This window comes from Streptomyces sp. SudanB52_2052 (genome assembly GCF_964272415.1).
GTDB classification, from domain to species: domain Bacteria; phylum Actinomycetota; class Actinomycetes; order Streptomycetales; family Streptomycetaceae; genus Streptomyces; species Streptomyces olindensis.
In genome coordinates, this window is sequence record NZ_OZ186796.1 from 8,621,596 (window position 1) to 8,644,876 (window position 23,281).

Genomic DNA, 23,281 nt, shown 5'->3' on the forward strand with positions numbered 1-23,281 from the left:
GTGTGACCGAAGGGTGCGATGATCCACGGGCGCCGGGGGGACATACGCGGCGTTCACCACCGAGGGGACACCGGCCTCCCGGGGTGTTGCGGGCCGTCGGCGTGGGTGGCGGCGACCGGGCCGCTTGTCCGATGGGGACGGATCAGGGGCGTCACGCGCTTGGACGGAGCCGCCGATCGCGATCTGCTGGTTGAGACGACCGCCGAGGACGAGACCGCGACGGTCTGTCCCTTCCAGCGGCTGGACGCGATCGCCCACTCGCCGCGAGCGGTGCTCGCCTCCAGCGCATCGTCCATTCCGATCATGAAGCCCGCCGTCGCCACCTCTGAACCGGCTACGGGGTCTCGTTCCTGCTGTGCGCGAAGGAAGATCGAGTCGGGTATCGCCACGACCGAAAACATCGACATGGGAAGGTGCGTGGCTGCGCACCTCCGCCGCCTCCCGCGAAGTCCCTATCGAGTCCGATTCCCTCTAGATCAAGTGACCAACTTTTTTCGCTAGTTGGCCGGTTGAAGCGGAAATGGAGCGTCGCAACCGAAGAGTGTCACCCGGGTCCGGCGCTTCGCCCAGCCCCTCCTGGATCCACTGGTACCCCCAGGTTACGGGGCTGGGACGCTCTCGAATTTCCGCCACATCGACCGTTGACATCAGTTCATACCAGCGCCACGATGTGGTCATCGGACTTGGTCTTACGACCAAAAATGGCTCGCCCGACCTCCTTGTCCCACGCCGGCACCCCGTCAGCCGGTATCCGAGCCTCCCCGCACGTCCCTTCAACCGCCCACCCGGTATGCACAAGGGGTACGAGATGACCACCAGCACGAACGTGAAACTGCGCTCCGTCCCGGCAGCGACTCCGGTCGCCGACATTCTGGCCATCGTGTCCGAGGACGGCGGGGTGATCATCCAGCAGCTGTTGTCCCAGGACCAGGTCCGCCGCTTCAACGCCGAGATCGACCCGGCGATGCACGCCCTGGAGCCAGGCGCCAAGAACCCCGGTGACGAGGGCATCGCCGACTTCCACGGCAAGAACACCAAGCGGCTCACCAACCTCGTCATGCTGAGCAAGACCTTCCGCGAGGAGATCCTCAACCACGAGATCGTCGCCGCCCTGGCGGACGCGGTATTCCTGGAAGAGTCCGGGGCGTACTGGATGAACACCGCGCAGGTGATCGAGATCGGGCCGGGGAACAAGGCGCAGCCGCTCCACCGTGATCTGGAGAACTACCACCCGTTCATCGGCATGGGGCCGGCCGGCCCCGAGGCAATGATCAACTTTCTGGTCGCGCTGACCGACTTCACCGAGGAGAACGGTGCCACGCGCGTCATCCCCGGCAGCAACCACTGGCCGGACTACGAGGACCGCGGCAACCCGGAGATGACGATCCCCGCCGAGATGAAGAGCGGCGACGTGCTGTTCATCAGCGGCAAGGTCGTCCACGGCGGCGGCCAGAACCGGACGACGGACTTCTACCGGCGCGGTGTGGCCTGGGCCTTCCAGCCCAGCTTCCTCACCCCGGAGGAGGCGTACCCCTTCATCGTCGACCACGAGCTCGTCCGGTCGCTGCCTGAGCGGGTGCAGCGCCTGCTCGGCTTCCGGTCCCAGTACCCCAAGGGCTGCCCGGGCCTGTGGCAGGTCGACTACGCCGAGCTGGCCGAGTACCTGAAGCTCTGACCGGCCCCCCGACGGCAAAAGCCTGCCCCGCCCGGACACTGAGAGGAACAGACACATGGATCTCGCTCGCGCGACGGCGCAACTGGGCCGACCGGACTCGGTACCCGGCCAGAGCCGGAGCCGGCACACCGACCCCGCGCCGGGCGGCCACTACGCGGTCGTCGTCATCGGCTCCGGGATGGGCGGGATCTGTGCCGCGATCAAGCTCAAGGGGATAGGGGTCGACTCCCTGGCTGTCCTTGAGCGTGCCGAGGAGGTCGGCGGCACCTGGCGGGCGAACACCTACCCCGGGATCGCCGTCGACACGTCAATCCTCCAGTACTCGCTGTCCTTCGAGCCGAACCCCGGCTGGTCCCGCCTGTACGCCGGCGGCGCCGAGCTTCAGCGGTACCTGATCGGCCTGTCGGAGAAGTACGGCATCCGCCGCCACATCAGGTTCGGCACCGACGTCACGGAGATGCGGTACGCCGAGAACGAGCAGCTGTGGCAGATCTCCACCCGCTCGGGCGCGACGTACACCGCGAACGTCGTCGTCAACGCGACTGGGCACCTCAGCACACCGGCCATCCCCAGCATCTCCGGCCTGGACCAGTTCGAGGGCCAGGTACTGCACTCGGCCGAGTGGGACGCCTCCTTCGACGCCTCGGGGCGCCGTATCGCCGCCATCGGCAGCGGTGCGAGCGCCGCACAGCTCGTGCCGTGCATCGCCCGGGACGCGGAGCAGGTGTACGTCTACCAGCGCTCCGCGCCTTGGGTGTTCCCGCGCGACGACCGGCCGATCGGCCGGATCGAGGCGGCGGTCTACCGGCACGTGCCGTTCGTGCTCAAGGCGCAGCGCTGGCGCCGCTTCTGGGGCAACGACAAGGTGGCGTACGCCTTCGAGAAGCAGAACGAGACGGTCGGCAAGCAGCAGCGGTACGCCGAGGACTTCATCGAGCGTTCGATCCCGGACCCGGAGCTGCGCCGGGCGGTCACCCCTGACTACAGCGTCGGGTGCAAGCGGCGCATCATGTCCGACGACTGGTACCCGGCGCTGCTGCGGGAGAACGTGGAGCTGATCCCCAGCGCGCTGACCGAAGTGCGGCCCCGCTCGGTGGTCGGTCCGGACGGCGTGGAGCGGCCGGTCGACACCATCGTCTTCAATACCGGCTTCGCGGTCGAGGGCTTCATGCCGATGAAGGTCTTCGGCACCGGCGGGACCGAACTCCACGACGCGTGGTCGGACGGCGCCCAGACCCACCTGGGTATCACCGTCTCCGGCTACCCGAACCTCTTCTTGATCTCCGGGCCCAACACCGCGATCGGCGCGGGATCGTACGCCTTCATGATCGAGTGCCAGGTCCGGTACATCACCGGCGCGCTGGAGCTGATGCGCCGGCGCGGGCTGTCCGCGCTGGACGTACGGCTCGACGTGCAGCGCCGCTCGTACTGGAAGACGCAGAGCCGGCTGGCCGGGAGCGTCTACGGCTCCGGCTGCCAGGGCTGGTACCAGGGCGAGGGCGGCCGGATCGACACCCTGTGGCCGGGCACGAACGCCGAGTACTGGTGGCGCACCCGGCGCTTCGACCCGAAGAACTATCACCTCATCACCCGGGCGCCGATCTTTTCCCGCACCGCCGCTGCCGCGTCCGCGACGACGATTCCGGCCGCCTGAAACCCCACGAGTGAGTTGACCAGTTGACCATGAACAGGAAGTGCCGGCCATGACCCGATCGGCTGTCTCTGTCGTAACCGAGGACGATCCCACTCCGCTGGTGCTGTCGGTCGCACGGACGCTTCGTGCCAGCGCCCGTGTCCCGGAGCTGCTGCCGGTGCTGCGGGGCCTGAGCGGCACCGTCGTCGTGCGGTCGAAGGACGACCCCCAGGCGGTGACGATCCGCTTCGCCGACGGCGAGGCCAGGGTCGACCACGGGGCCGCCGCCGATCGCGATCTCGTGCTCATCGTGGATCTCGCGGACCGCTTCACCATCGTCGAGGTACAGGGATACGAACCGACGGCGCTCCTGGCCGACGCCGTGCACAGCGTGCTGGAACCGCCGCTGCCACCGTGGCGGGACGCCGCCACCGGCTTCTGGGAGTTCACCGGCTCGGATCCGGGGATGCCCGCGCAACTCGTGGTCACCTGCGAGGACGAGCAGAGCGAGTACGTACTCGGTGACGGTCTGCCGCGTTACGTGATCAGCGGCCCTTCCCACACGCTCGCCCGGGTGTTCACGGGGACCGATACCTTCCTCGACGCGGTCTTCACCGGAGCCGTGTCCATCCGCGGCACCCTTCCCCAGCTGTCCGTGATGGCCGGCGCGTCCCTGAAGGTGAGGTTCCGTGCCTGACATGCTTGACACGCCTGAGAACATCGGTAACTGGCTCCGCGAGCGGAAGATCACCTCCGTCAGGGTCGAGGGCACCAACCTCGAAGGGTCGTTCATCGGGAAATACATCTCGCCGCGCAAGCTGGAGTCCGGCCTGACGTCCGGCTTCGCGTTCGCCGACGTGGCCTTCGGCCTCGACCTGGGCAACGTCCCGCAGTTCGGTTTCGCCATGCCGTCCTGGCGTGGCGACCTGCCCGACATCCTGCTGCACCTGGACCCCTCGACCATCGTCGAATGGGCTCCGGGGCGCGCGGCCGTCCTCGGCGATTTCCGGGACAAGGAGGGGCAGCCGCTCCCGGCCTGTCCGCGCAACACCCTGCGCCGCCTGACGGACCGGCTGGACGGCCTGGGCTACCGGGCCAAGGTGGCGATCGAGATCGAGGCCACGGTCTTCGAGGAGTCCATCCACGAGGCCCGCCGGAAGAACTACCAGGACCTGACTCCGCTGGGCGGGGCCGCGGGATCGGCGTACCACCTCGCCAAGTCCAAGGACTGGGACGACTACATGTCGGCGGTCGCCCGCCGGCTGGACGAGCTCGGCATCGACTGGGAGGCGTGGAACGACGAGGCCGCCGCAGGTCAGATCGAGCTCAACCTCGCTCCGGCCGACCCCGTGACCGTCGCCGACTCCTGGGCCCGCACCCGGCAGGTCATGCGCGAAGTGGCGTTCGGACTGGACCACTGCGTCACCTTCATGGCCAAGCCGACGGCCGGCTACGGGCAGGCGTCACACGTCAACGTATCCCTGGAGCAGGACGGACAGAACGTCTTCTACGAGGAGTCCGGCCCCTCGAAGGTCATGACCCACTTTCTCGGTGGCGTCATGGCCACTCTGCCGGGAGCGACATCCTTCGCGCTGCCGCAGATCACCTCCTACCGCCGCCTGGTCGACCTCGACGGCCCCCCGACCACGGTCACCTGGGGTATCGCCAACAAGAGCGCGGCCGTCCGCGCCGTGACCGGTCACCCGAAGTACTCCCGGCTGGAGTACCGGACCCCGGGCGCGGACGCGAACATCTACCTCGTACTCGCGGCGGTGCTGGCCGGCGGTCTGGCCGGCCTGGAGGGCAAGATCGACCCGCCGGCACCGTTCGAGCAGATGGCCTGGTGCCTGCCCCCGGGGACGGCGAGGATCCCGGACAGCATCAGCAAGGCCGCCGCCGCGCTGGAAGCCGACGAGCTGCTGGCGGGCGTGCTGGGGCAGGATCTCGTCGACTACTGGCTGGGCACCCGGCGCTGGGAGTGGCTGCAGTTCCACACCACCGGCGGCGACCCCGACGCCGACCTGACCACGTGGGAGTCCAACCGCTACTTCGAGCTGCCGTGATGACGGCGCTCGTCGACGCGGCGGTACTGAACGCCGCGCCCGGCCGGCTGGAGATCGAGAAGCTGAGGCTCGATGTGCCGGGACCGGACGAGGTCCTGGTACGGGTGGTCAGCGCAGGCCTGTGCCACTCGGACCTGCACGAGATCGACGGAACCTTCGCGTCAGAACCGCCGATCGTGCTCGGTCACGAGGCATCGGGTGTGGTGGAGGCGACGGGGGCCAATGTGGTGGGGCTGCGGGTCGGCGACCACGTCGTCACCTGTCTGTCGGTCTTCTGCGGCCGATGCCGCTACTGCACCGGCGGCCGCCTCACGCTGTGCGAGAACCGGTCCCGGCTCTCCCACCAGCGGCCCGGCCCCCGACTGGTGAACGCCGCCGGGCGCCCGGTGCGGCCGACGGCGGGGATCGGCGCCTTCGCCCAGGCGATGGTGGTCCATCAAAACGCCCTCGTACGGATCCCTTCCGACATGCCGATGGCCCCGGCAAGCATCCTCGGCTGCGCGGTGACCACGGGTCTGGGCGCGGTCTTCCGCGGCGCCCGCGTGGAGCCGGGCAGCAGCGTGGTGGTGATCGGCACCGGCGGGATCGGCACGGCCGCCATCCAGGGCGCCAGGATCGCGGGCGCGACGCAGATCATCGCCGTGGACCTGATCCCGGAGAAGCTCAAGGCAGCCGAGCGGTTCGGCGCCACGCACGCCCTGCACGCGGGCGAGTCCGACCCGGTCGAGGCCGTACGCGAAATCACCGGCGGCGGCGCCGACTTCGCCTTCGAGGCGGTCGGGCGGAGTACGACGGTGGAGCAGGCCTTCGCGATGCTGCGCCCTGGCGGACTCGCCACGGTCGTCGGCATGGTGCCGGAGCACACGCCGATCCGGGTCAGCGGGCCGGAACTGTTCCTTCAGGAGAAGCGCCTGCAGGGCTCCTTCATGGGCTCGAACCAGTTCAAGACGGATATCCCGCGCTACGTCGACCTCTATCTCCAGGGCCGGCTGCTGCTTGACGACATGGTGTCCGAGCACGTCACGCTCGCCGGGATCAACGAGGGCTTCGAACTGCTGGCCCAAGGACGGGCGACCCGCGTGGTCGCCGACATCGGGGAGGTCTGATGCGACCCCTCATCGGTATCACCGGCCGCCGGCTGAGCGCGAGCCTGCTCAGCGGCATGGACGCCAGATACGCCGGCCGTCATGTCGACCAGTACTTCTCCGACTACGCCCGCTGTGTCGCCGAAGCGGGCGGCATCCCGGTGCACCTGCCCTTCGAGGCAGGGTCCATCGAGACGATGCGCCGCCTGGACGGCCTGCTCGTCACCGGCGGCCAGGACATCCATCCCAACCGCTGGGGCGGCGACGCGGGGGAGGCGACCGGCGCGGACCCGCGGCTGAACAGCATGGCCCACGACATCGAGCGGGACGCCTACGAGGCCCTGCTGATCCACGGCGCGGTCGCCGCGAGTGTGCCCGTGCTCGGGGTGTGCCGGGGCCACCAACTGCTCAACGTCGCCTTCGGCGGGCGGCTCGTCGCCGACATACCCCGAGCGTCGTCGAGCACTACTCGGGGCAGGCAGCCCTCACCGACGGGGCCGGCGACCACGTCGTGCGGTTCTCTCCCGGCTCGCTGGCCGCGTCGATCTACGGCTCCCTCGCGCAGGTCAACTCCTGGCACCACCAGGCCGTCGAGGTCTGCGGAAACGGGCTGGCGGTGTCCGGACGCGCCGCCGACGGCGTCGTCGAGTGCACCGAGATGCCCGGCTATCCCGTACTCGGTGTGCAATGGCACCCCGAGTGGCAGCAGACGCCGGACCCGGTCTTCGGCTGGCTGGTCGACGCCGCCGGGCAGGCGCTCCAGCGGCGCGCCGGGCAGTCGGTCTCCACCGGACAGCCCCGCTGACCGGGACAGCAAACGAAACCCCCGCCGACCAGAGAATGGTGTTGATCATGACGCGGACTCCGACGCCGACGACGCGGCAGGACTGGCTGGACCTGCTGGAATCCACCCGCCTTCCGGCGGCCATGTGGGTGGACGGTGAGTGGGCGCAAGCCCGGGGCGGAGCCACCCTGCCGCTGGTCACGCCACGTGACGGCTCGGTTCTCGTACACCTTCCGGCCGCTGACGAAGGCGATGTCGACCGAGCAGTCCGGGGTGCCCGGCAGGCCTTCCTGGACCGCCGCTGGGCGGGGCTCGAGCCCCGTGAGCGGGGCGAGATCCTGATCCGCTGGGCCGATCTGCTGGACCGGCACCGGGACGAACTCGCGCTCCTGGTGGCCATGGAGATGGGCAAGCCGGTCGTCACGGCCCGGTCCGTGGAACTGCGCACCACGATCAACCTCATCCGGTGGTACGGCGAACTCGCCGACAAGCTGATGGACGAGTCACCGCGGGGCCGCGGCGAGGCGGTGGCCCTGGTCACCCGGGAACCCCTCGGGGTGATCGCCGCGATCACCCCGTGGAACTTCCCCATGACACTGTCGACCTTCAAGGTGCCCGCCGCGCTGGTCGCGGGCAACAGCGTCGTGCTCAAGCCTGCCAGCCAGTCGCCGCTGTCCATGCTGCGGGCAGCCGAACTGGCGCACCAGGCCGGTGTGCCGGCCGGGGTGTTCCAGGTCGTCACCGGCAGCGGGTCGGTGACCGGCGCCGCACTGGGGCGGCACCCCGACGTCGCGACCCTGACGTTCACCGGCTCCACCGACGTCGGCAAGCAACTGCTGGGGTACGCGGCCGAGTCCAACGCCAAGCCGGTGTGGCTGGAGCTCGGCGGGAAGTCGCCGAACATCATCTTTCCGGACGCGCCGGACATGGCGAAGGCCATCGAGACGGCCGCCTGGGCGATCCACTTCAACTCCGGCCAGATGTGCACCGCCGGATCGCGGCTGATCGTCCACGAGTCGGTCCGGGACACCGTCGTCGCGGGCGTGGTCGAGCACCTGGCAGCACTTCGCATCGGCGACCCGCTCGACCCGGCGACCCAGTTCGGCCCGCTCTCCAGCGAACGGCACCGCCGCGAGGTCCTCGCCGAAGTCACCTCGGGCATCAGAAGCGGGGCCAAGCTGGTCCACGGCTCCGACAGTCCGCGCACCGGCCCCGGCTGGTACGTGGACCCGGCCGTGTTCGTGGACGTCGACCCCGACAGCCGGCTCGCCCAGCACGAGATCTTCGGGCCGGTGCTGTCCGTACTCACCTTCTCCGACGAGGAGTCGGCCGTCCGGATCGCGAACAACTCGGACTACGGCCTCGGTTCCTCAGTGTGGACCGCCGACCTCGCCCGCGCCCACCGCATGTCCCGTGCCATCGAGGCGGGCGTGGTGTGGGTCAACTGCTTCGAGGAGGGCGACTCGTCCGTGCCCTTCGGCGGGCGCAAACTCTCCGGCCACGGCTCCGACAAGAGCGTCCACGGCCTGGAGAAGTTCACCGCCCTGAAGACCACCTGGATCGCTCTCACATGATGAAAGGCGGACACATGACGGACACCACGCGCATTGCTCTGGTAGGGCTGGGAGCCACCGGCCTGGCGATCGGGCGGGCGCTGGCGGGCCGCAGGGACTGCACGCTGGTCGGGGCGGCGGACATCTCCCCGGAGCGGGTCGGCCGCGATCTCGGAGAGTTGCTGGGCGGCACGCCGTCCGGGACCGCCGTCGTCGCGGCCCCCGACGTACTGCCCTTGGCCGATGTCGCGATGGTTGCCACCACCTCGATGCTGGACGCTGTCGAGCCGGTGCTGTCGGCGCTGGTGCGGCGGGGGGTGAACGTGGTGAGCATCTGCGAGGAACTCGGTCATCCGTTCCTCAGCCATCCCGAGGTCTCCGGCCGGCTCGACAAGCTCGCGGTGGAACACGGGGTCGCGGTGCTCGGCACCGGCTGCAACCCGGGCATGATCATGGACACCCTGCCGCTGCTGCTGAGCAGCCTGACCCAGCGGGTGCGGCGGGTGCGGATCCGGCGCACCGCCGACATGTCGCGCTACGGCGCCATCCTGGCGAAATTCGGGCTGGGCCTGACCGAGGAGCGCTTCGCAGCCGAGCAGGGCGCCGGCCGGGTGATCGGGCATGTCGGCTTCGAGCAGTCGGTGGCGGCGCTGGCGGCCGGTCTCGGCTGGGACCTGGACGAGATCGTCGTCGATGCGCCCCGCCCCGCGCTGCTGGCCGCCGAGCCACGAAGCGGCGAGCACATCCGGATCGAGCCGGGGACGGTGGCCGCCGTGCTGCACGGCGCACGTGGGCTGAGCGGCGGTGAGGCCGTCATCGAACTCGGCATCCACTTCGGACTCTTCCAGCCCGGCGACCCCATGGAGGACGGCGACGCCTGCGTCATCGAAGGTGACGAGCAGACCGTCGAGGTCAGGGTGCCGGGCGGATACGAGAGCTTCCTGTCCACCGTGGCCGTGGCGAGCAACGCCGTGGTCGCTGCCGTCGGGGCCGCGCCGGGCTTGCGGACCATGGCCGACCTTCCCGTCGCCGCCCTTGCCAGCAAGGGCGCCTGGCGCCGCTGAGAAGCCGATCCCCGATCTGTGGTCACTCCCGGACGGGACCGGGATCCGCCGCACCGTGAATACGAGAGGAGGTTCACCCGATGCCCGGTGACCTGTCGTTCGAACCGCTCACACCCGTTTCCTACCTGGACCGTGCGGCCGCCGCACACGGCGACCGACTCGCGGTGGTGGACGTCGACCAGCGGTGGACGTACGCGCAACTGCACGACCGGTGCCGTCGCCTGGCCGGAGCGCTCACCCCGCTGGCCGGCGGGCGCCCGGTGGCCGTGCTGGCGCCGAACACCCATGTCCTGCTGGAGGCCCACTTCGGCGTGCCCTGGGCCGGGGTGCCGCTCGTCGCGGTGAACACCCGGCTGTCCGCCCGGGAGATCGCGTACATCCTGGAGCACTCAGAGGCGGCGGTGCTGATCCACGACCCGGCCTTCGACGGCCTCGTCGACGCCGCCCTCGCGCTACTCACCGCGCCACCGGTACGAATCAGAGCGGGCGAGGGCGACAACGGAACGTACGAGTCGCTGCTCGCCGACGCCGTCCCGCACGCGATCACTCCGCAGGACGAGCGGGCCCTGCTGGCGGTCAACTACACCTCCGGCACGACCGGCAGTCCCAAGGGCGTCATGTACCACCATCGCGGCGCCTACCTGCAGGCGCTGGCCATGGTGGGTCACACAGGGCTGTCGCCAACGGCCGTGCACTTGTGGACACTTCCGATGTTCCACTGCAACGGCTGGTGCTTCCCCTGGGCGGTGACCGCCGCGGCGGCCACCCACGTGTGCCTGCCGAAGGTCGACCCGGCCGAGATCTGGCGGCTCATCCGCGATGAGGGCGTCACCCATCTCAACGGGGCCCCGACCGTGCTGTCGATGATCGCGTACGCACCGGAGGCAGCCCCCGTCGCCCCGGCCGTGCGGATAGCCACCGGCGGGGCCCCGCCCAGTCCGGCGATCCTGCGGCGGATGGCGGAGCTGGGCTTCGACGTCACCCACTTGTACGGGCTCACGGAGACGTTTGGTCCGGCGATGATCTGCGACTGGCGTCCCGAGTGGAACGGGCTCGACACCCACCAGCAGGCCCGGCTGAAGGCCCGGCAGGGCGTGGGGAACATGATCTCCTGCGCGGTCCGCGTCGTCGCGGCGAACGGCGCCGACGTCCCGCGCGACGGCGCGTCGGTGGGAGAGATCGCGCTGCGCGGCAACAACGTCATGCTCGGCTACTTCAAGGACCCGGCCGCAACCGAAAAGGCCTCCCCCGACGGCTGGTTCCGCACCGGCGACCTCGGGGTGATCCACCCCGACGGATACATCGAGCTGCGGGACCGCAGCAAGGACGTCATCATCTCCGGCGGCGAGAACATCGCCAGCGTCGAGGTGGAACAGGCCCTCTGTGAGCATCCGGCCGTCCTGGAGGCCGCGGTGATCGCTGTCCCGGACGAACGCTGGGGCGAGGTCCCCGCCGCCTACGTCACCCTGCACGCCGGCAAGGCGGCCACGCAGGCCGAACTCATCGAGCACGTCAAGAACCGGCTCGCCCGTTTCAAGGCGCCGAAGTACGTCGTGTTCGGCACGCTCCCCAAGACGTCAACCGGCAAGATCCAGAAGTTCGTCCTGCGGGACCGAGCCTGGGCCACTGCCGGACAGTCGGTCAACGGGGCCGGCTGAACGGTGCGGACTCCTCGTCCGACGGGGGGCTTGTCACCGGCGCGGGAAGCGGTATCGGTGCCGCCGTAGCCCGAGCGTTGGCAGGTGCCGACGCGAAGGTGACCGTTGCCGATGTGGACTCGCGGTCGGCTGCCGGTATCGCCGAGGAGATCGGCGGAGAGCCGTGGGTCCTGTACCGCACCGACACGGGAGCGCTCGACAGCCTCTCCCTGGACTACGACATCCTCGTCAACAACGCCGGGTTCCAGCACGTCCCCCCGATCGAGGACTTCCCGCCCGAGACGTTCCGGCGGATGCTCACGCTGATGCTGGAGGCGCCCTTCAGCCAAGCACGGGCTGGAGGGTCTGTCCAAGGTGATCGCCCTCGAGCGCGGCGGTCGCGGCGTGACGAGCACCTGTGTGAGCCCGGGCTACGTGCGGACTCCTCTCGTCGACAAGCAGATCGCCGACCAGGCGCAGGCGCACGGCATCAGCGAGAACGAGGTCGTGGAGAGCATCTTCCTCGGAGAGAGTGCCGTGAAACGGCTCGCTGAGCCGACAGAGGTCGCCGACCTGGTCCTCTGGCTCTGCGGTGAGAAAGCCGGAATGGCCAACGGCAGCAGCTTCACCCTCGACGGCGGCTGGAGCGCGAGATGAGTCAGCCCTTGAAAGGCCGGATCACGAAGGCGAGAGAAAGGCGTAGATATGGACAAGACGATCGGTTCCGCAGCTGAGGCCGTGGCCGACATACGGTCAGGTTCCTCGGTGGCGGTCGGCGGGTTCGGGCTGTGCGGCATACCGCGGGTACTGATCGACGCATTGTTCGCGGTCGGCGCGACCGATCTCGAAACGGTGTCCAACAACTGTGGCGTTGACGGGGCTGGACTGGGCGTCCTGCTCCGAGCGGGCAGGATCCGCCGCACCGTGTCGTCCTATGTCGGCGAGAACAAGGAGTTCGCACGTCAGTATCTGGCCGGTGAGCTGGAGGTCGAGCTGACACCGCAGGGCACGTTGGCCGAGCGGCTACGAGCGGGAGGTTCAGGGATTCCGGCGTTCTACACCCCGGCGGGAGTAGGCACTCTGGTCGCTGATGGCGGTCTCCCGTGGCGCTACAACGCCGACGGCTCGGTGGCGGTGGCGTCGCCGGCGAAGGAGACTCGGGGGTTCCGCGGCCAGGAGTACGTGCTGGAAGAGGGGATCGTCACCGATTTCGCGCTGGTACGCGCGGCCAAGGGTGATCGGCACGGCAACCTGGTCTTCGACGCCTCGGCCAGGAACTTCAACCCGCTGTGCGCCATGGCCGGCCGGATCACGATCGCTGAGGTCGAGGAGTTGGTCGAGCCGGGCGAACTCGATCCGGAGCAGGTGCACACACCCGGCGTGTTCGTACAGCGCGTCGTCGAGGTCGGCACAGCAGGCAAGGGAATAGAAAAGCGCACCGTCCGGGAGCGAGCCGCCGCCTCCCCCGTATCCGGCCCCGGTCACCAGCCGATGGAAGGTTGAACTGCAATGGCATTGTCGCGAGTTGAACTGGCGGCGCGAGTCGCGCACGAATTGGCCGACGGGCAGTACGTGAATCTGGGCATCGGTCTGCCGACTCTCGTCCCCAACTACGTGCGGAACGGGGTGCACCTGGTGCTGCAGTCCGAGAACGGCATCCTGGGCGTGGGCCCTTATCCATATGAGGACGAGGTGGATGAGGACCTGATCAATGCTGGCAAGGAAACGGTGACTGTCCTGCCGGGAGCGTCCTTCTTCGACTCGGCCTCCTCCTTCGGCATGATCCGCGGGGGCCACATCGATGTCGCGGTCCTGGGCGCGATGCAGGTGGCCGCCAACGGGGATCTGGCGAACTGGACCATCCCCGGAAAGATGATCAAGGGCATGGGCGGTGCCATGGACCTGGTCCACGGGGCGAAGAGGGTCATCGTGATGATGGAGCACACAGCGAAGGACGGCAGCCCCAAGATTGTTCCCGAGTGCACCCTGCCGCTGACCGGCAAGGGCTGCGTGCAGCAGATCATCACGGACCTCGCCGTCATCGACGTCACTGGTGAGGGCCTTGTGCTCCGTGAGACGGCACCCGGGGTCAGCGCCGACGAGGTCCGCAAAGCCACCGGCGCCAACCTGCTCAGCCCGTAGCCGGGACACGTCTGCGCAATGATCCCCGACCAGGCAGCACCGCAGGTGCGGCGAGGCCGCGTGGTCGTCAACGGCCGGATTCGAGTCGCTCCGGCCAACTGCGGGGCCCTGTACTGGTCCGGCCGCCGTCAGGCCTCCCGGACGAGGTGGATCAGGGCGCTCGCGTTGTAGTCCGGGGCAGCGGCAGCGGGAAGCCGTGGGTGAGCAGCACGGCGCCGTGGCCGTAGCGGCGGGCGCGGTGGGTGACGAGGACGGCGGCCTCGGCCGCGTACGTGTACGCGATCTGTTCGGCACTGTGCGGTCCGTCTGCGCGGAACCACGCCGCGACGCCGATGCCCATGTCGAGGATCGCGTACGAGGCGAGCCGTGCTACGCAACGGTGAACTCACCCTCGGCGTAGCCGCGTGGTAGCGCACATGCGCATCGACCATCTGCCGCAGTTGCCGGATCACGTCGCCGCCGGCGTCCAGTGCCGCGTGCCGGTCGGCGATCAGCGCCCTCATCGTCTCGATCATGATCTCGCCGAGCAGGGCCTGCTTCGAGCTCACGTGGCGGTACGGACTCGGGCCGCGGATGCCGAACGCGGCGCCGATGTCGGACATCGTCGTCGCGCGGTAGCCGCGTTCGGCGAACAGGCTCAGCGCCGCCGCGGAGATCGCCTGCGCGTCGACGGTCTGCCGCCTCGGCGGCACCTCCGCATCCCGTCCCGCCCAGTGCGACTCATCTTCGCCATGGAGCGCCTCAATCATGCGGCCGGGGGATACCTGCTACTGATTGTTAGCCCGCTCACTGTGGCGTATCACGCATGCCTCTTGACAGTTCTCTGGTCAAACGATCAAACTCCAAGCTAATGACCATTAGCTCATGAGGAGTGGCATGACAGCCCGGCGTACCGCGCTCGTCACCGGCGCATCTCGTGGAATCGGCAGGGCCATCGCGGAGCGACTCGCGGCAGAAGGGTTCGACCTCACTCTGTCCGCTCGTACGGACGGACCGCTCAAGGACGCCGCCGACGCACTGCGCGCCCACGGGCAGCGCGTGGAGACCGCGCCTGCGGACATGGCGGACCCGGCGGAGGTCGAGGCCCTCGCCGACGCACATCTCGAACTTCACGGAGGCCTCGACGTCCTGGTGCTGGCCGCGGGCATGGGCGCGGGTGGCGAACTGTCGACGTATCCCCTGAACAAATTCGACACGATGATGTCGGTGAACGTCAGGAGCGCGTTGCTGCTCACCCAGCGACTCCTGCCGGCGCTCCGTACGGCCGGATCGGCGCCGTCGGGACCAGGCGCGAAGATCATCGCCATCGCGTCGATCACCGGAGTCGTGAGTGAGCCGGGTCTGGCCGCCTATGGCGCCAGCAAGGCGGCCCTGATCTCCCTGTGCGAGTCGATCACAGTCGCCGAGGGCGGGCGGGGAGTGAGCGCGACGGCGCTGTCCCCCGGGTACGTCGACACCGACATGGCGGCCTGGGTGCACGACCGGGTCGACCCCTCCTCGATGATCCGCGCCTCGGACATCGCGGAGCTCACAGTGGCACTGTGCCGGCTGTCGCGGCATGCCGCAGTGCCCAACATCGTGGTCACCAGGCCCGGAGAGACGCTGTGGCGCGCATGACCACCGCCGGGAAAACAGGGCCGGACGCGGCGGCCCGGGCAATGATCTGACGAGCCGGACGGAGTCACCGTAAGTGTCCTTCGATTTCTCTCTCACACCCCGAGTCGTGGAGTGGCGCGACCGGATCGCCGAGTTCGTGGCGGACGTGGTCGTCCCGCGTGAACAGGAGGCGTTCACGAACGGCGTGGACGACGCTCTGCGCCGGGATCTCCAGCAGGCGGCCAGGGCGGCCGGGCTCTGGGCGCCCCAGGCACCCGCGGACCTGGGCGGGGGCGGCTTCCGCTTCGACGAGGCGGCGGTCCTCCTGGAGGAGGCCGGCACCAGCCTGCTCGGCCCGCTCGCCCTCAACTGCGCGGCCCCTGACGAGGGCAACATCCACCTGCTGAACGTGGTGGCCACGCCGGCGCAGCGCGACAAGTACCTCGTTCCGTTGGTCAACGGCGACATTCGCTCCTGCTTCGCGATGACCGAGCCGCCGCCCGGCGCGGGCTCCGACCCGTCGGCCGTACGCACCCTGGCGACCAAGGTCGCTGACGGCTGGAGGATCTCGGGCGAGAAGCACCTGATCACCGGGGCCGAGGGGGCCGCGTTCACGATCGTCATGGCACGTGACGGCGGGAGTGACGGGGCCACCATGCTGCTGGTCGACACCGGGACGCCCGGCTTCGCGGTGACGGAGCACGCCCGTACCATCGACTCGACCATGGTCGGCGGTCACTGCCGCGTGCTTTTCGAGGACGTCTTCGTTCCCGACGACGCCGTACTCGGCGAGCCCGGCAGGGGCTTCCAGTACATACAGGTCCGGCTCGCGCCCGCGCGCCTGACCCACTGCATGCGATGGCTGGGCGCCGCCCGCCGCGCACACGAGATCGCCCTGGGCCGGGCGGTCGACCGTGAGCTCTTCGGGCAGCGGCTGACCGACCTCGGGATGGCGCAGCAGATGATCGCCGACAACGAGATCGACCTGGTCGCGGCGCGGGCGTTGCTGTGGCAGGCCTGCTGGGAGGTCGCCCAGGGCGGCAGGGACACGGAGTCGTCCTCGCGCGCGAAGGTGTTCATCAGCGAGGCCGTCGGGCGTATCGTCGACCGGTCGGTGCAGCTGGCCGGGGGCCTGGGCACCAGCGAGGACCTGGTCATCGGCCGTATCTACGCCGACATCCGGGCGTTCCGTATCTACGACGGAGCCTCGGAGGCGCACCGGATGTCGATCGCGAAGCGGGCCGCGCGCCGGGCCGGTACCGCCGGACAGGGAAGCGGGGTCCGGTGGTGAGCACCGATCTGCCCGGCCTGCCGGCCGCGAGCATCGAGAAGTGGTTCCAAGCGACGCTGCCGGATCTGCTGGACGGCGGCCCCTGGCACGCGGAGCTGATATCCGGCGGGCTGTCGAACATCACGTACCGCCTGCACCTCCCGCACGGGACCGTAATCCTCCGGCGGCCCCCGCTCGGCCAGGTTCTCCCGAGCGCACACGACATGAAGCGCGAGTACCGCATCCAGACCGCGCTGGCGGGGACCGGCGTCCCGGTACCCCGGACCCTCGCGCTCTGCACCGATCCCGACGTCCTCGGCTGCCCCTTCTACGTCATGGCCGAGGTGCCCGGGCAGATCATGCGCACGGCGGACGACACCGCCGGGCTCACCCCCGAGACGCGCTCGGCGCTGGCCGCCGGTCTGGTGCGCACCCTTGCGGACCTGCACGGTGTCAACCCGTCGAGCGCAGGTCTGGCAGATTTCGGACGTCCCCAAGGCTACTGCGCACGGCAGATCGTCCGCTGGGGCGAGCAATGGCAGCGCTCGCACACCCGCGAACTCCCGGACATGGGCGTCCTCCTGAACAGGCTCTCGGACCATGTGCCGACGCACTCCGAGGCCTCGATCGTCCACGGCGACTACCGTCTCGACAACACGATCTTCGACATGACCGAGTCGCCACGCATCGCGGGCGTGCTCGACTGGGAGCTCTCCACGCTGGGAGACCCCCTGGCCGATCTCGGCATGACCCTGACGTACTGGCACGACCACGGCGACACGGACCGGGAACTGATCCCCGTGGCCGTGGGAGTCACCACGCAGCGAGGCTTCCCCACCAGCCGTGAAGTGGCGGAGAAATACGCCGCGTTGACCGGCCGGGACCTGAGCCTGCTGCCTTTCTACCTGGCCTTCAGCTCGATGAAGCTCGCCGTGATCTTCGAAGGCGTCCACGCCCGCTACATCCGCGGCCAGACGGTGAGCGAAGGCTACGAAGGCGCCGGCGCGGCGGTCCCGGTCCTGGTTTCGAAGGCTCTCCGCGAACTGCGCGCGCTCGCGGGGGCGTAGGCGGGGGTATGGCCGCGGGACGAACGCCTGCTCCCTGGAGCAGAAGCTCGCCGGAACCACGGCCATCCCCACCCCGTCAGCACCGGTGACGAGGCCGCAGGCCCGAGCGACGCAGAAGCGGGCCGCGACATGCGCGACGAAGTCTTCGAGCCAGGCGGGTGGGTCGGCCATCTGGTCGCGGAGGTGTTCACCGCGGATGAAAGGGCGTCCGGGGTGGCGCTGCCAGCAGGCCGAGTACAGACCCAGCCCGGCATGCCGACGCAGCTGGCCGCACTCGCGGCAGATCCGGGGCGGCTGCTTGGGCGGGCCTGGGCGGGAGCACGACCCACACCAGCTGGTGTCGTCCCGCAGATAGCCCGGCTTGCCGCAGCGAGGGCAGGGCTGCTGGACGGGGCGAGTCGCTCGGCTTTGCGGCGGCAGTCCCGTCAGAGTCGGTTGCCGGCCGAGCGGACCGGATGGCCGCACTGGTCGCATACGCGTGAGCAGGTGATGCACCGGCCCGTGTCCTCCTGGAGGACGCGGTCCTTGCCGCAGGACGGACACACTGTCTTCGTGGCCTGCTCCTGCATCCGGCGCCGGCATCGGCAGCAGTGCTGGCGGTCGCGATAGCCGACCGGCCCGCCGCAGGTGATGCAGTCCCGTTGCCTCTTGCCCACGGTGATCGCCGCCGGTCACAGAGGCGGCATTGACCGGCCCCGGGCGGAGGCGGCCTGAGGCAGGTCGGCGGTGGGCCGAGGCGGTGCGACGGGCCGCTCGACGGGGTGGTGTCGACCTCGATCAGGTCGTTGGGGGTGCACTCCAGCGCGGTGCACAACGCGGCCAGGGTGGTCGTCTTCACCTGCGAGGGCTCCTTGGTGAACAGTGCGGACACCGAGGCAGAGGACAGCGGTCCGCAAGACCGAGGTGGACGCCGGCCAGCGGCCGGGAGTCACGTCGGAAGAAGCCGCGGAGATCAAGCGGCTGCGAGCCGAGAACGCCGAACTGCGACGGGCGAACGAGATCCTCAAGGCGGCCTCGGCTTTCTTCGCGGCCGAGCTCGACCGGCCGTCGAAGCGCTCATAGCGTTCATCGACGCACACCGCCAGGTGTTCGGAGTCGAGCCGATCTGCCGTGTCCTGACCAGCCACGAACTGAAGATCGCAACGAGCACCTACTACGCCGCCAAGAACCGCACCCCCAGTGACCGGTCGGTCCGAGACGAGGAGCTGAAGACGCAGATCAGCCGCGTTCACGCGGACAATTTCAGCGTCTACGGAGTCCGGAAAGTCTGGCGGCAACTGCACCGCGAAGGCATACCAGTGGCCCGCTGCACCGTCGCCCGGCTGATGCGCGACCTCGGCCTCGAAGGCGTGCGACGGATCCGCACCACCGTCCGGAACGATGGCCAGGACAGGGCTGGTGACCTGCTCAGGCGCGACTTCACCGCGTCACGTCCGAATGAGCGGTGGGTGGCTGACCTCACCTACGTCGCCACTTGGTCCGGGACCGTCTACGTCGCATTCGTCGTGGACGTGTTCTCCCGGGCGATCGTGGGCTGGTCCGCCGCTACCAGCAAGCGGGCCAAGCTCGTCCTCGACGCCCTCGACATGGCCTTGCGGCGACGCGACCGCGCCGGAACTCCCGCTGGACCGGGGCTGGTTCATCATTCGGACGCGGGCAGCCAGTACACGTCTTTCGCATTCACCGCGCACCTGATCGAGGCCGGCATCGACGCCTCGATCGGCACCGTCGGCGTGCTGGTGGGCCCGGACGACCGTGGAGTCCACCGACACCGTCCAGTCGAGGTCGTCATCGGCGTCCGCTGCCGCCAGGACGGCGGCGAGGATCACCTCCCAGGTGCCGTCGACGGCCCATCTGATCAGCCGTTTGTGAGCGGTCGGGAACGAGCCGAGCTCGTGGGGAAGGTCTCGCCAGGGCGAGTTGGTGCGGTACTTCCACGCGATGGCGTCGAGCGTGCGGCGGTGGTCGGCCCATCGCCGCCCGCGGACCGGATCGGTCGGCAGCAGCGGCTCGATCCGGTCCCACATCGCATCGGTGATCACTAATCGGACGGACACTTCCGATCAACTGACCAACCCATCAAAGAGACACGCTCTAGCCCTGGCACGAAGGGAAGCGTCGAGCGGTATGGCGACGGCTCGGGCATCTGCTGGAGCGCGCCATGGCACCGGCGCCGTGATCGCCGGTTCCGACTGCGCCGGCCTCCTGAGCGGCTGCCCGAAGCTGACCGGAACCATGGAGTGTATGAGTTTGCAAGCATCCATTTCAGGGGGCGATGCTCTTGCGGGTCCGAGGTGTATGCTGCCGCATATGTTTACGGGGAAGGGCAGCCCAGGACGTGATCTGGACAGTGCACGGCTGAGGGCGTGGGAGGTGGTCCGGGACGCCAGCGCCCAGGTCGTGCGTAGTCTGTCCCGTGATCTCGAAGAGACCGCTGGGATCCCGCTGGAGTGGTACTCCGTGATCACCAGGCTGACAGAGGCCGGCGGCACCCTTCCCCAGAACGAACTGCTGCGACGCTCGCGGTTCAGTCAGAGCGGCGTCAGCAGGCTGGCCAAGAGGATGGAGGAGGAAGGGCTGGTCGAGCGCCGTCCCTCGGAGCGCGATCGACGGAACTTGGACGTCGTACTGACCGAGCACGGACAGGACGTCTACTTCAGGGTGCTGTCGGTACACCACTCCTCCGTCCAGAAGCACTTCGGCATGCGTCTCACCGACGAGGAGGCTGCCGCGTTGACCACCTTGATGCGCAAGGTGCTCGACGAGCCGGGAGCCGAGGAAGCCGAGGAAACGGCCACCGAAAACTTTGAGCAGTTCCTGCCGTTCGGGGAAACCGTGCTTGCCGTAACGTCCGAATCGACGTCCCTGCGCGACATCGCGGCCACCCGGGAGGCCCTCGAGCTTCCCCTGCTTCTCGACGCGGCCCGGCACGCGAGGCCGTCCGTCCTGAACGACCTCCGCGCACGCGTCCTGAGCATGTCGCGACTGATCGACGAGCCGGAGGAGTTCTTCCGAGCCGGCTGGGAACTGCATCGGCAGATCGCGTCCTGCTGCCAGAACGACGTCCTGCGGACGCTCTACCTCAACCTGCTCGACGCGATCGCATCGCACTTGAAACGCGTCGTACCGACGCACAACCTCCGGCAGTACCTCTACGAGCGTCTCGCCGTCCACGCCCGCATCGTCGACGCGGTGGCGAGCGGAGAACCCGAACTGATTGAAGCGGCAGCGCGAGCCCATGACCACACCCCCTCTCGGCTGTACGAGGCGATGGCGTACGCCGACGACCGAGTCGCGCTCGACTCCTAGCGAGCGCGTCCGCCAAGGTCACTGATCTCCGAGAAGTTCCTCGTCACCGAGTTCGAGTATCAGAGTGACGCGCGTCGAGTCATCAAGGGCGCGCGTGACGTGCCCCTTCCCCGTGGTGTCCTCCACGAGAATGATCTGTCCGGGCAGTACGGTGCGCCGCTCTCCCGTGCTGATTTCCAACTCGACTCCGCCGGAGAGTGGCACGATCAGTTGGCGTCGCGGTGCGTTGTGCGGTGTCGTGGGCGGAGCCTCCTCCTCCACACGCCGCCAGATCACATTGCGCACCGGTATCCTCTCCGACCACCAGGCGACAGACGTCGACACATCGGAACGCCGGTGACCCCCCGGCATCCGGATGTCCTCGAAATGGCTCTCACCTGCGGCGTCGCTGTACACGCGGAGAATCACCGGCTGGAGAGCCCCGTCCCTGACGCCATCCCCCGTCCCGCAGCCGACGCCGGAACGCTGTGCGCCCAGGGGCTCAGCACCGCTTCGAGTGATGTCCGGGTTTCCTTCTTCCACGTTTCGCTCTCCTCAATGAAATCGTTTCGCCGTTCGGCGCCTGTCGCCGTGTTGCCGACAGCCGTCTCAGAGGAGTGCTGCCACCTGCCCCGCGCTCAGAACGTCGATGCGAGGGTGCTCGATGGCGTGCTCCAGTACCCGACGGAGCGCTGCCATGCGCTCTACGTCGACCCCGGTCACGAACGGATGGACGATCAGCGTGACCAACCCGCCGCGTTCTGCGGCAGCTTCAAGCAGCCCCATCCAGTCTTCGGCCACTTGACCGGGCTTCTGGGCGCCGTCGGGCCGCATCTCGTACTGCCAGAAGTCGATCATGTCCCAGGTCCACGGGACGCCCACGAGTCCGCCCGGCAGCAGCATGATCTCGGGAGTGGTGCCCGGCATGCCGGTGCCGGCGTCGATGCTGCTGTCGATCCGGTACCCGAGCTCGCTCAGCACTTCGAGCGTACGGCCGCCGCGGTAACCGCCGGGTGCACGGAACGCCACGGGAGGGAAGCCCGCAAGTCGCAGCGCTGCCGTGCCGTCCCACAGCAGCTGTTCACGGGCCCGGTCGTCAAGGTCTTCCGCCCAGCGTTCGTGCACCCAACCGTGCAGTCCGATCTCATGTCCCGCCGAGGCGATCCGCTCGATCACCTCGGGGTGGTGCAGCGCGTTCCATCCCTCGACGAAGAAGGTCGCCCGCAGACGTAGCTCCGCGAACAGTTTGAGGAAGGCCGGCACGCCGCGACGGAGCCCGGGCTCGTCTGCGTCCGGGCGAGCCGTATGACGTCGGCCGACAGCGAGTGCCATGCCGAGATTGTCGACGGTCAGGCAGAGCGTGCCCCGTCGGGTAGAGACAGCTGACATGCAGGTCCTCCTTGCCCTCTTGCTGGCGATCGGGTGCCGGAAGCCCGTTTCAGGGAGATCACTACGGCACGTCCGGCAGGTGTCCGGTCAGTGACCGCGCATGACGCCTCGGTGGCGTGCGAACGATAGCACTAGTGCATGCAAGGTGGTAGCTATCACGACTATTGTATGCGGCCGCATGCATTGGTAGCTTCCTCACGGCGGCTTTCCATGGGGCCTACCCGGCCGCCGTCTCGTGCGCGACGACGCCAGCCTCCCCCAGGCGCACCAGGCCACCCCTGAGTTGCCCGGGCGGGACCACTTCTGCTTACTGCGCAGTCCCAGTGCAGGAAAGCCACGCGCCGACGAAACCGTAAGAGCATCGCAAGGAGTCATCAATGACGGATGAAGGAATGCGTATCCCCGGATACATATCGCTCGACAAAGTCGGTAAAGGAGCTCCCTATGTGCTCAGGGCCGGGGAGGGTGAGCACATCGCTGTCCGCAGCAGCCTCCGCACTCTGCTCACCCGCCAGGAAGACACCGAAGGCCACATGGGCCTGACGTACTGCGAAGGCGACATGGCACCGCCCACGCCTCCTCATTACCACCACGACACGACCGAGGGTGTCTACGTCCTGAGTGGCGTTCTCCGCGTCTGGCAGGACGACAGGAAAGGCAACCGCATAGTCACCGATCTCCACCCCGGTGACTTCGGGTTGCTGCCGACTGGCTGGGCCCACTCCTGGGCGTTCGCCGCCCCCAAGACCCGCTTCATCGCGTTCTACGCACCTGGTGGCTTCGAGGGAACCCTCCACTATCTCGATCCTTATGGGGCCCCCACCGCTGAACAGTTGGCCGAAACAGAGAAGCGCTTCGATGTGGTCTGGATGCCCGACTACCCCCTCATCCAGGAATCCGAGAAGACCGGCTGACAACTGGAAACGGCCGGATAAGGGCGCTGAACTGCCAATCTTCAGCCCCGCGGAACAACGAAATCTTCAGCAGGTCCATGGTTGCCCCGTCGGGGCAACCGTGCAGCACTTCCCTCTTGAC

Annotated in this window: 21 protein-coding genes, 5 pseudogenes and 1 other annotated feature; of the genes and pseudogenes, 20 read left to right on the forward strand and 6 right to left on the reverse strand. The window is 68.6% G+C overall.

Annotation, left to right across the window (positions count from 1 at the left end):
- Window positions 1-18: 18 nt before the first annotated feature.
- The 13 genes and pseudogenes from ACSUPV_RS38780 to ACSUPV_RS38840 all read left to right on the forward strand — a co-directional run bounded on the left by ACSUPV_RS38780 (window position 19) and on the right by ACSUPV_RS38840 (window position 13,636).
- Window positions 19-501 (forward strand): 3-hydroxyacyl-CoA dehydrogenase NAD-binding domain-containing protein, encoded by a 483-nt coding sequence (locus ACSUPV_RS38780; RefSeq protein ID WP_436949625.1) that lies wholly within the window; start codon window positions 19-21, stop codon window positions 499-501.
- A 307-nt stretch (window positions 502-808) separates the two neighbouring features.
- Window positions 809-1,675, forward strand: a complete 867-nt coding sequence (locus tag ACSUPV_RS38785) for a phytanoyl-CoA dioxygenase family protein (protein WP_436949626.1) — start codon at window positions 809-811, stop codon at window positions 1,673-1,675.
- A gap of 55 nt (window positions 1,676-1,730) precedes the next feature.
- Window positions 1,731-3,329: a flavin-containing monooxygenase gene (locus tag ACSUPV_RS38790; protein WP_436949627.1), complete on the forward strand. Its 1,599-nt coding sequence runs from the start codon at window positions 1,731-1,733 to the stop codon at window positions 3,327-3,329.
- A gap of 49 nt (window positions 3,330-3,378) precedes the next feature.
- Window positions 3,379-4,005 (forward strand): hypothetical protein, encoded by a 627-nt coding sequence (locus ACSUPV_RS38795; protein ID WP_436949628.1) that lies wholly within the window; start codon window positions 3,379-3,381, stop codon window positions 4,003-4,005.
- A gap of 1 nt (window position 4,006) precedes the next feature.
- On the forward strand, window positions 4,007-5,371 hold the full coding sequence (locus tag ACSUPV_RS38800) for a glutamine synthetase family protein (protein ID WP_436949629.1): 1,365 nt from the start codon (window positions 4,007-4,009) through the stop codon (window positions 5,369-5,371).
- On the forward strand, window positions 5,371-6,477 hold the full coding sequence (locus ACSUPV_RS38805) for a Zn-dependent alcohol dehydrogenase (RefSeq protein WP_436949630.1): 1,107 nt from the start codon (window positions 5,371-5,373) through the stop codon (window positions 6,475-6,477). The genes ACSUPV_RS38800 and ACSUPV_RS38805 overlap by 1 nt, the downstream gene beginning before the upstream one ends.
- A gap of 56 nt (window positions 6,478-6,533) precedes the next feature.
- A pseudogene (locus ACSUPV_RS38810) lies at window positions 6,534-7,261 on the forward strand (gamma-glutamyl-gamma-aminobutyrate hydrolase family protein).
- A 47-nt stretch (window positions 7,262-7,308) separates the two neighbouring features.
- Entirely contained in the window at window positions 7,309-8,814 is a 1,506-nt protein-coding gene (locus ACSUPV_RS38815) for an aldehyde dehydrogenase family protein (protein WP_436949631.1), read from the forward strand.
- A 14-nt stretch (window positions 8,815-8,828) separates the two neighbouring features.
- Window positions 8,829-9,857, forward strand: coding sequence for a dihydrodipicolinate reductase (locus ACSUPV_RS38820; protein WP_436949632.1), 1,029 nt, complete (start codon window positions 8,829-8,831; stop codon window positions 9,855-9,857).
- 80 nt (window positions 9,858-9,937) lie between these two features.
- A complete protein-coding gene (locus ACSUPV_RS38825) occupies window positions 9,938-11,515 on the forward strand; it encodes an AMP-binding protein (RefSeq protein WP_436949633.1) in 1,578 nt (525 codons plus the stop codon).
- Window positions 11,476-12,151: pseudogene (locus ACSUPV_RS38830) on the forward strand (SDR family oxidoreductase). Before ACSUPV_RS38825 ends, ACSUPV_RS38830 begins: the two are co-directional and overlap by 40 nt.
- Window positions 12,152-12,199: 48 nt before the next feature.
- On the forward strand, window positions 12,200-12,997 hold the full coding sequence (locus ACSUPV_RS38835; protein ID WP_359787353.1) for a CoA transferase subunit A: 798 nt from the start codon (window positions 12,200-12,202) through the stop codon (window positions 12,995-12,997).
- Window positions 12,998-13,003: 6 nt separating this feature from the next.
- Window positions 13,004-13,636, forward strand: coding sequence for a CoA transferase subunit B (locus ACSUPV_RS38840; protein ID WP_189943842.1), 633 nt, complete (start codon window positions 13,004-13,006; stop codon window positions 13,634-13,636).
- Between the two features lie 151 nt (window positions 13,637-13,787).
- Here the strand turns inward: ACSUPV_RS38840 and ACSUPV_RS38845 are convergent, their stop codons facing one another.
- Both ACSUPV_RS38845 and ACSUPV_RS38850 read right to left on the reverse strand, forming a co-directional pair.
- Window positions 13,788-13,976: a hypothetical protein gene (locus ACSUPV_RS38845; RefSeq protein WP_436949634.1), complete on the reverse strand. Its 189-nt coding sequence runs from the start codon at window positions 13,974-13,976 to the stop codon at window positions 13,788-13,790.
- Between the two features lie 235 nt (window positions 13,977-14,211).
- A pseudogene (locus ACSUPV_RS38850) lies at window positions 14,212-14,385 on the reverse strand (TetR family transcriptional regulator); the annotation flags it as partial.
- Window positions 14,386-14,512: 127 nt separating this feature from the next.
- On the opposite strand from ACSUPV_RS38850, the gene ACSUPV_RS38855 reads away from it, so the two are divergent.
- From ACSUPV_RS38855 to ACSUPV_RS38865, 3 genes are all read left to right on the forward strand, one after another.
- On the forward strand, window positions 14,513-15,253 hold the full coding sequence (locus ACSUPV_RS38855; RefSeq protein WP_359787359.1) for an SDR family NAD(P)-dependent oxidoreductase: 741 nt from the start codon (window positions 14,513-14,515) through the stop codon (window positions 15,251-15,253).
- Between the two features lie 73 nt (window positions 15,254-15,326).
- Window positions 15,327-16,523 carry an acyl-CoA dehydrogenase family protein gene (locus ACSUPV_RS38860; protein ID WP_436949635.1) on the forward strand — a complete coding sequence of 399 codons (1,197 nt, stop codon included), beginning with the start codon at window positions 15,327-15,329 and terminating at the stop codon, window positions 16,521-16,523.
- Entirely contained in the window at window positions 16,517-17,569 is a 1,053-nt protein-coding gene (locus ACSUPV_RS38865) for a phosphotransferase family protein (RefSeq protein ID WP_359787365.1), read from the forward strand. Before ACSUPV_RS38860 ends, ACSUPV_RS38865 begins: the two co-directional genes overlap by 7 nt.
- Before the next feature lie 187 nt (window positions 17,570-17,756).
- Here the strand turns inward: ACSUPV_RS38865 and ACSUPV_RS38870 are convergent, their stop codons facing one another.
- Window positions 17,757-18,440, reverse strand: coding sequence for a helix-turn-helix domain-containing protein (locus ACSUPV_RS38870; RefSeq protein WP_436949636.1), 684 nt, complete (start codon window positions 18,438-18,440; stop codon window positions 17,757-17,759).
- A 32-nt stretch (window positions 18,441-18,472) separates the two neighbouring features.
- On the opposite strand from ACSUPV_RS38870, the gene ACSUPV_RS38875 reads away from it, so the two are divergent.
- Together ACSUPV_RS38875 and ACSUPV_RS38880 are read left to right on the forward strand one after the other, a co-directional pair.
- Window positions 18,473-18,631, forward strand: coding sequence for a hypothetical protein (locus ACSUPV_RS38875; RefSeq protein WP_436949637.1), 159 nt, complete (start codon window positions 18,473-18,475; stop codon window positions 18,629-18,631).
- Window positions 18,586-18,714 (forward strand) — a sequence feature (AL1L pseudoknot). It overlaps the preceding gene by 46 nt.
- A pseudogene (locus tag ACSUPV_RS38880) lies at window positions 18,655-19,287 on the forward strand (IS3 family transposase); the annotation flags it as partial. It overlaps the preceding feature by 60 nt.
- Window positions 19,288-19,452: 165 nt before the next feature.
- On the opposite strand, the pseudogene ACSUPV_RS38885 reads toward ACSUPV_RS38880, so the two are convergent.
- Window positions 19,453-19,596 (reverse strand): annotated as a pseudogene (locus ACSUPV_RS38885) (transposase); the annotation flags it as partial.
- Window positions 19,597-19,879: 283 nt separating this feature from the next.
- On the opposite strand from ACSUPV_RS38885, the gene ACSUPV_RS38890 reads away from it, so the two are divergent.
- Window positions 19,880-20,878 (forward strand): FCD domain-containing protein, encoded by a 999-nt coding sequence (locus ACSUPV_RS38890; RefSeq protein WP_359787375.1) that lies wholly within the window; start codon window positions 19,880-19,882, stop codon window positions 20,876-20,878.
- 18 nt (window positions 20,879-20,896) lie between these two features.
- Here ACSUPV_RS38890 and ACSUPV_RS38895 read toward each other — a convergent pair whose 3' ends face one another.
- Together ACSUPV_RS38895 and ACSUPV_RS38900 are read right to left on the reverse strand one after the other, a co-directional pair.
- A complete protein-coding gene (locus ACSUPV_RS38895; protein WP_359787378.1) occupies window positions 20,897-21,400 on the reverse strand; it encodes a hypothetical protein in 504 nt (167 codons plus the stop codon).
- Between the two features lie 66 nt (window positions 21,401-21,466).
- A complete protein-coding gene (locus tag ACSUPV_RS38900; RefSeq protein WP_436949638.1) occupies window positions 21,467-22,246 on the reverse strand; it encodes a polysaccharide deacetylase family protein in 780 nt (259 codons plus the stop codon).
- A gap of 377 nt (window positions 22,247-22,623) precedes the next feature.
- On the opposite strand from ACSUPV_RS38900, the gene ACSUPV_RS38905 reads away from it, so the two are divergent.
- Window positions 22,624-23,160, forward strand: a complete 537-nt coding sequence (locus tag ACSUPV_RS38905) for a quercetin 2,3-dioxygenase (RefSeq protein WP_436949639.1) — start codon at window positions 22,624-22,626, stop codon at window positions 23,158-23,160.
- Window positions 23,161-23,281: the final 121 nt, after the last annotated feature.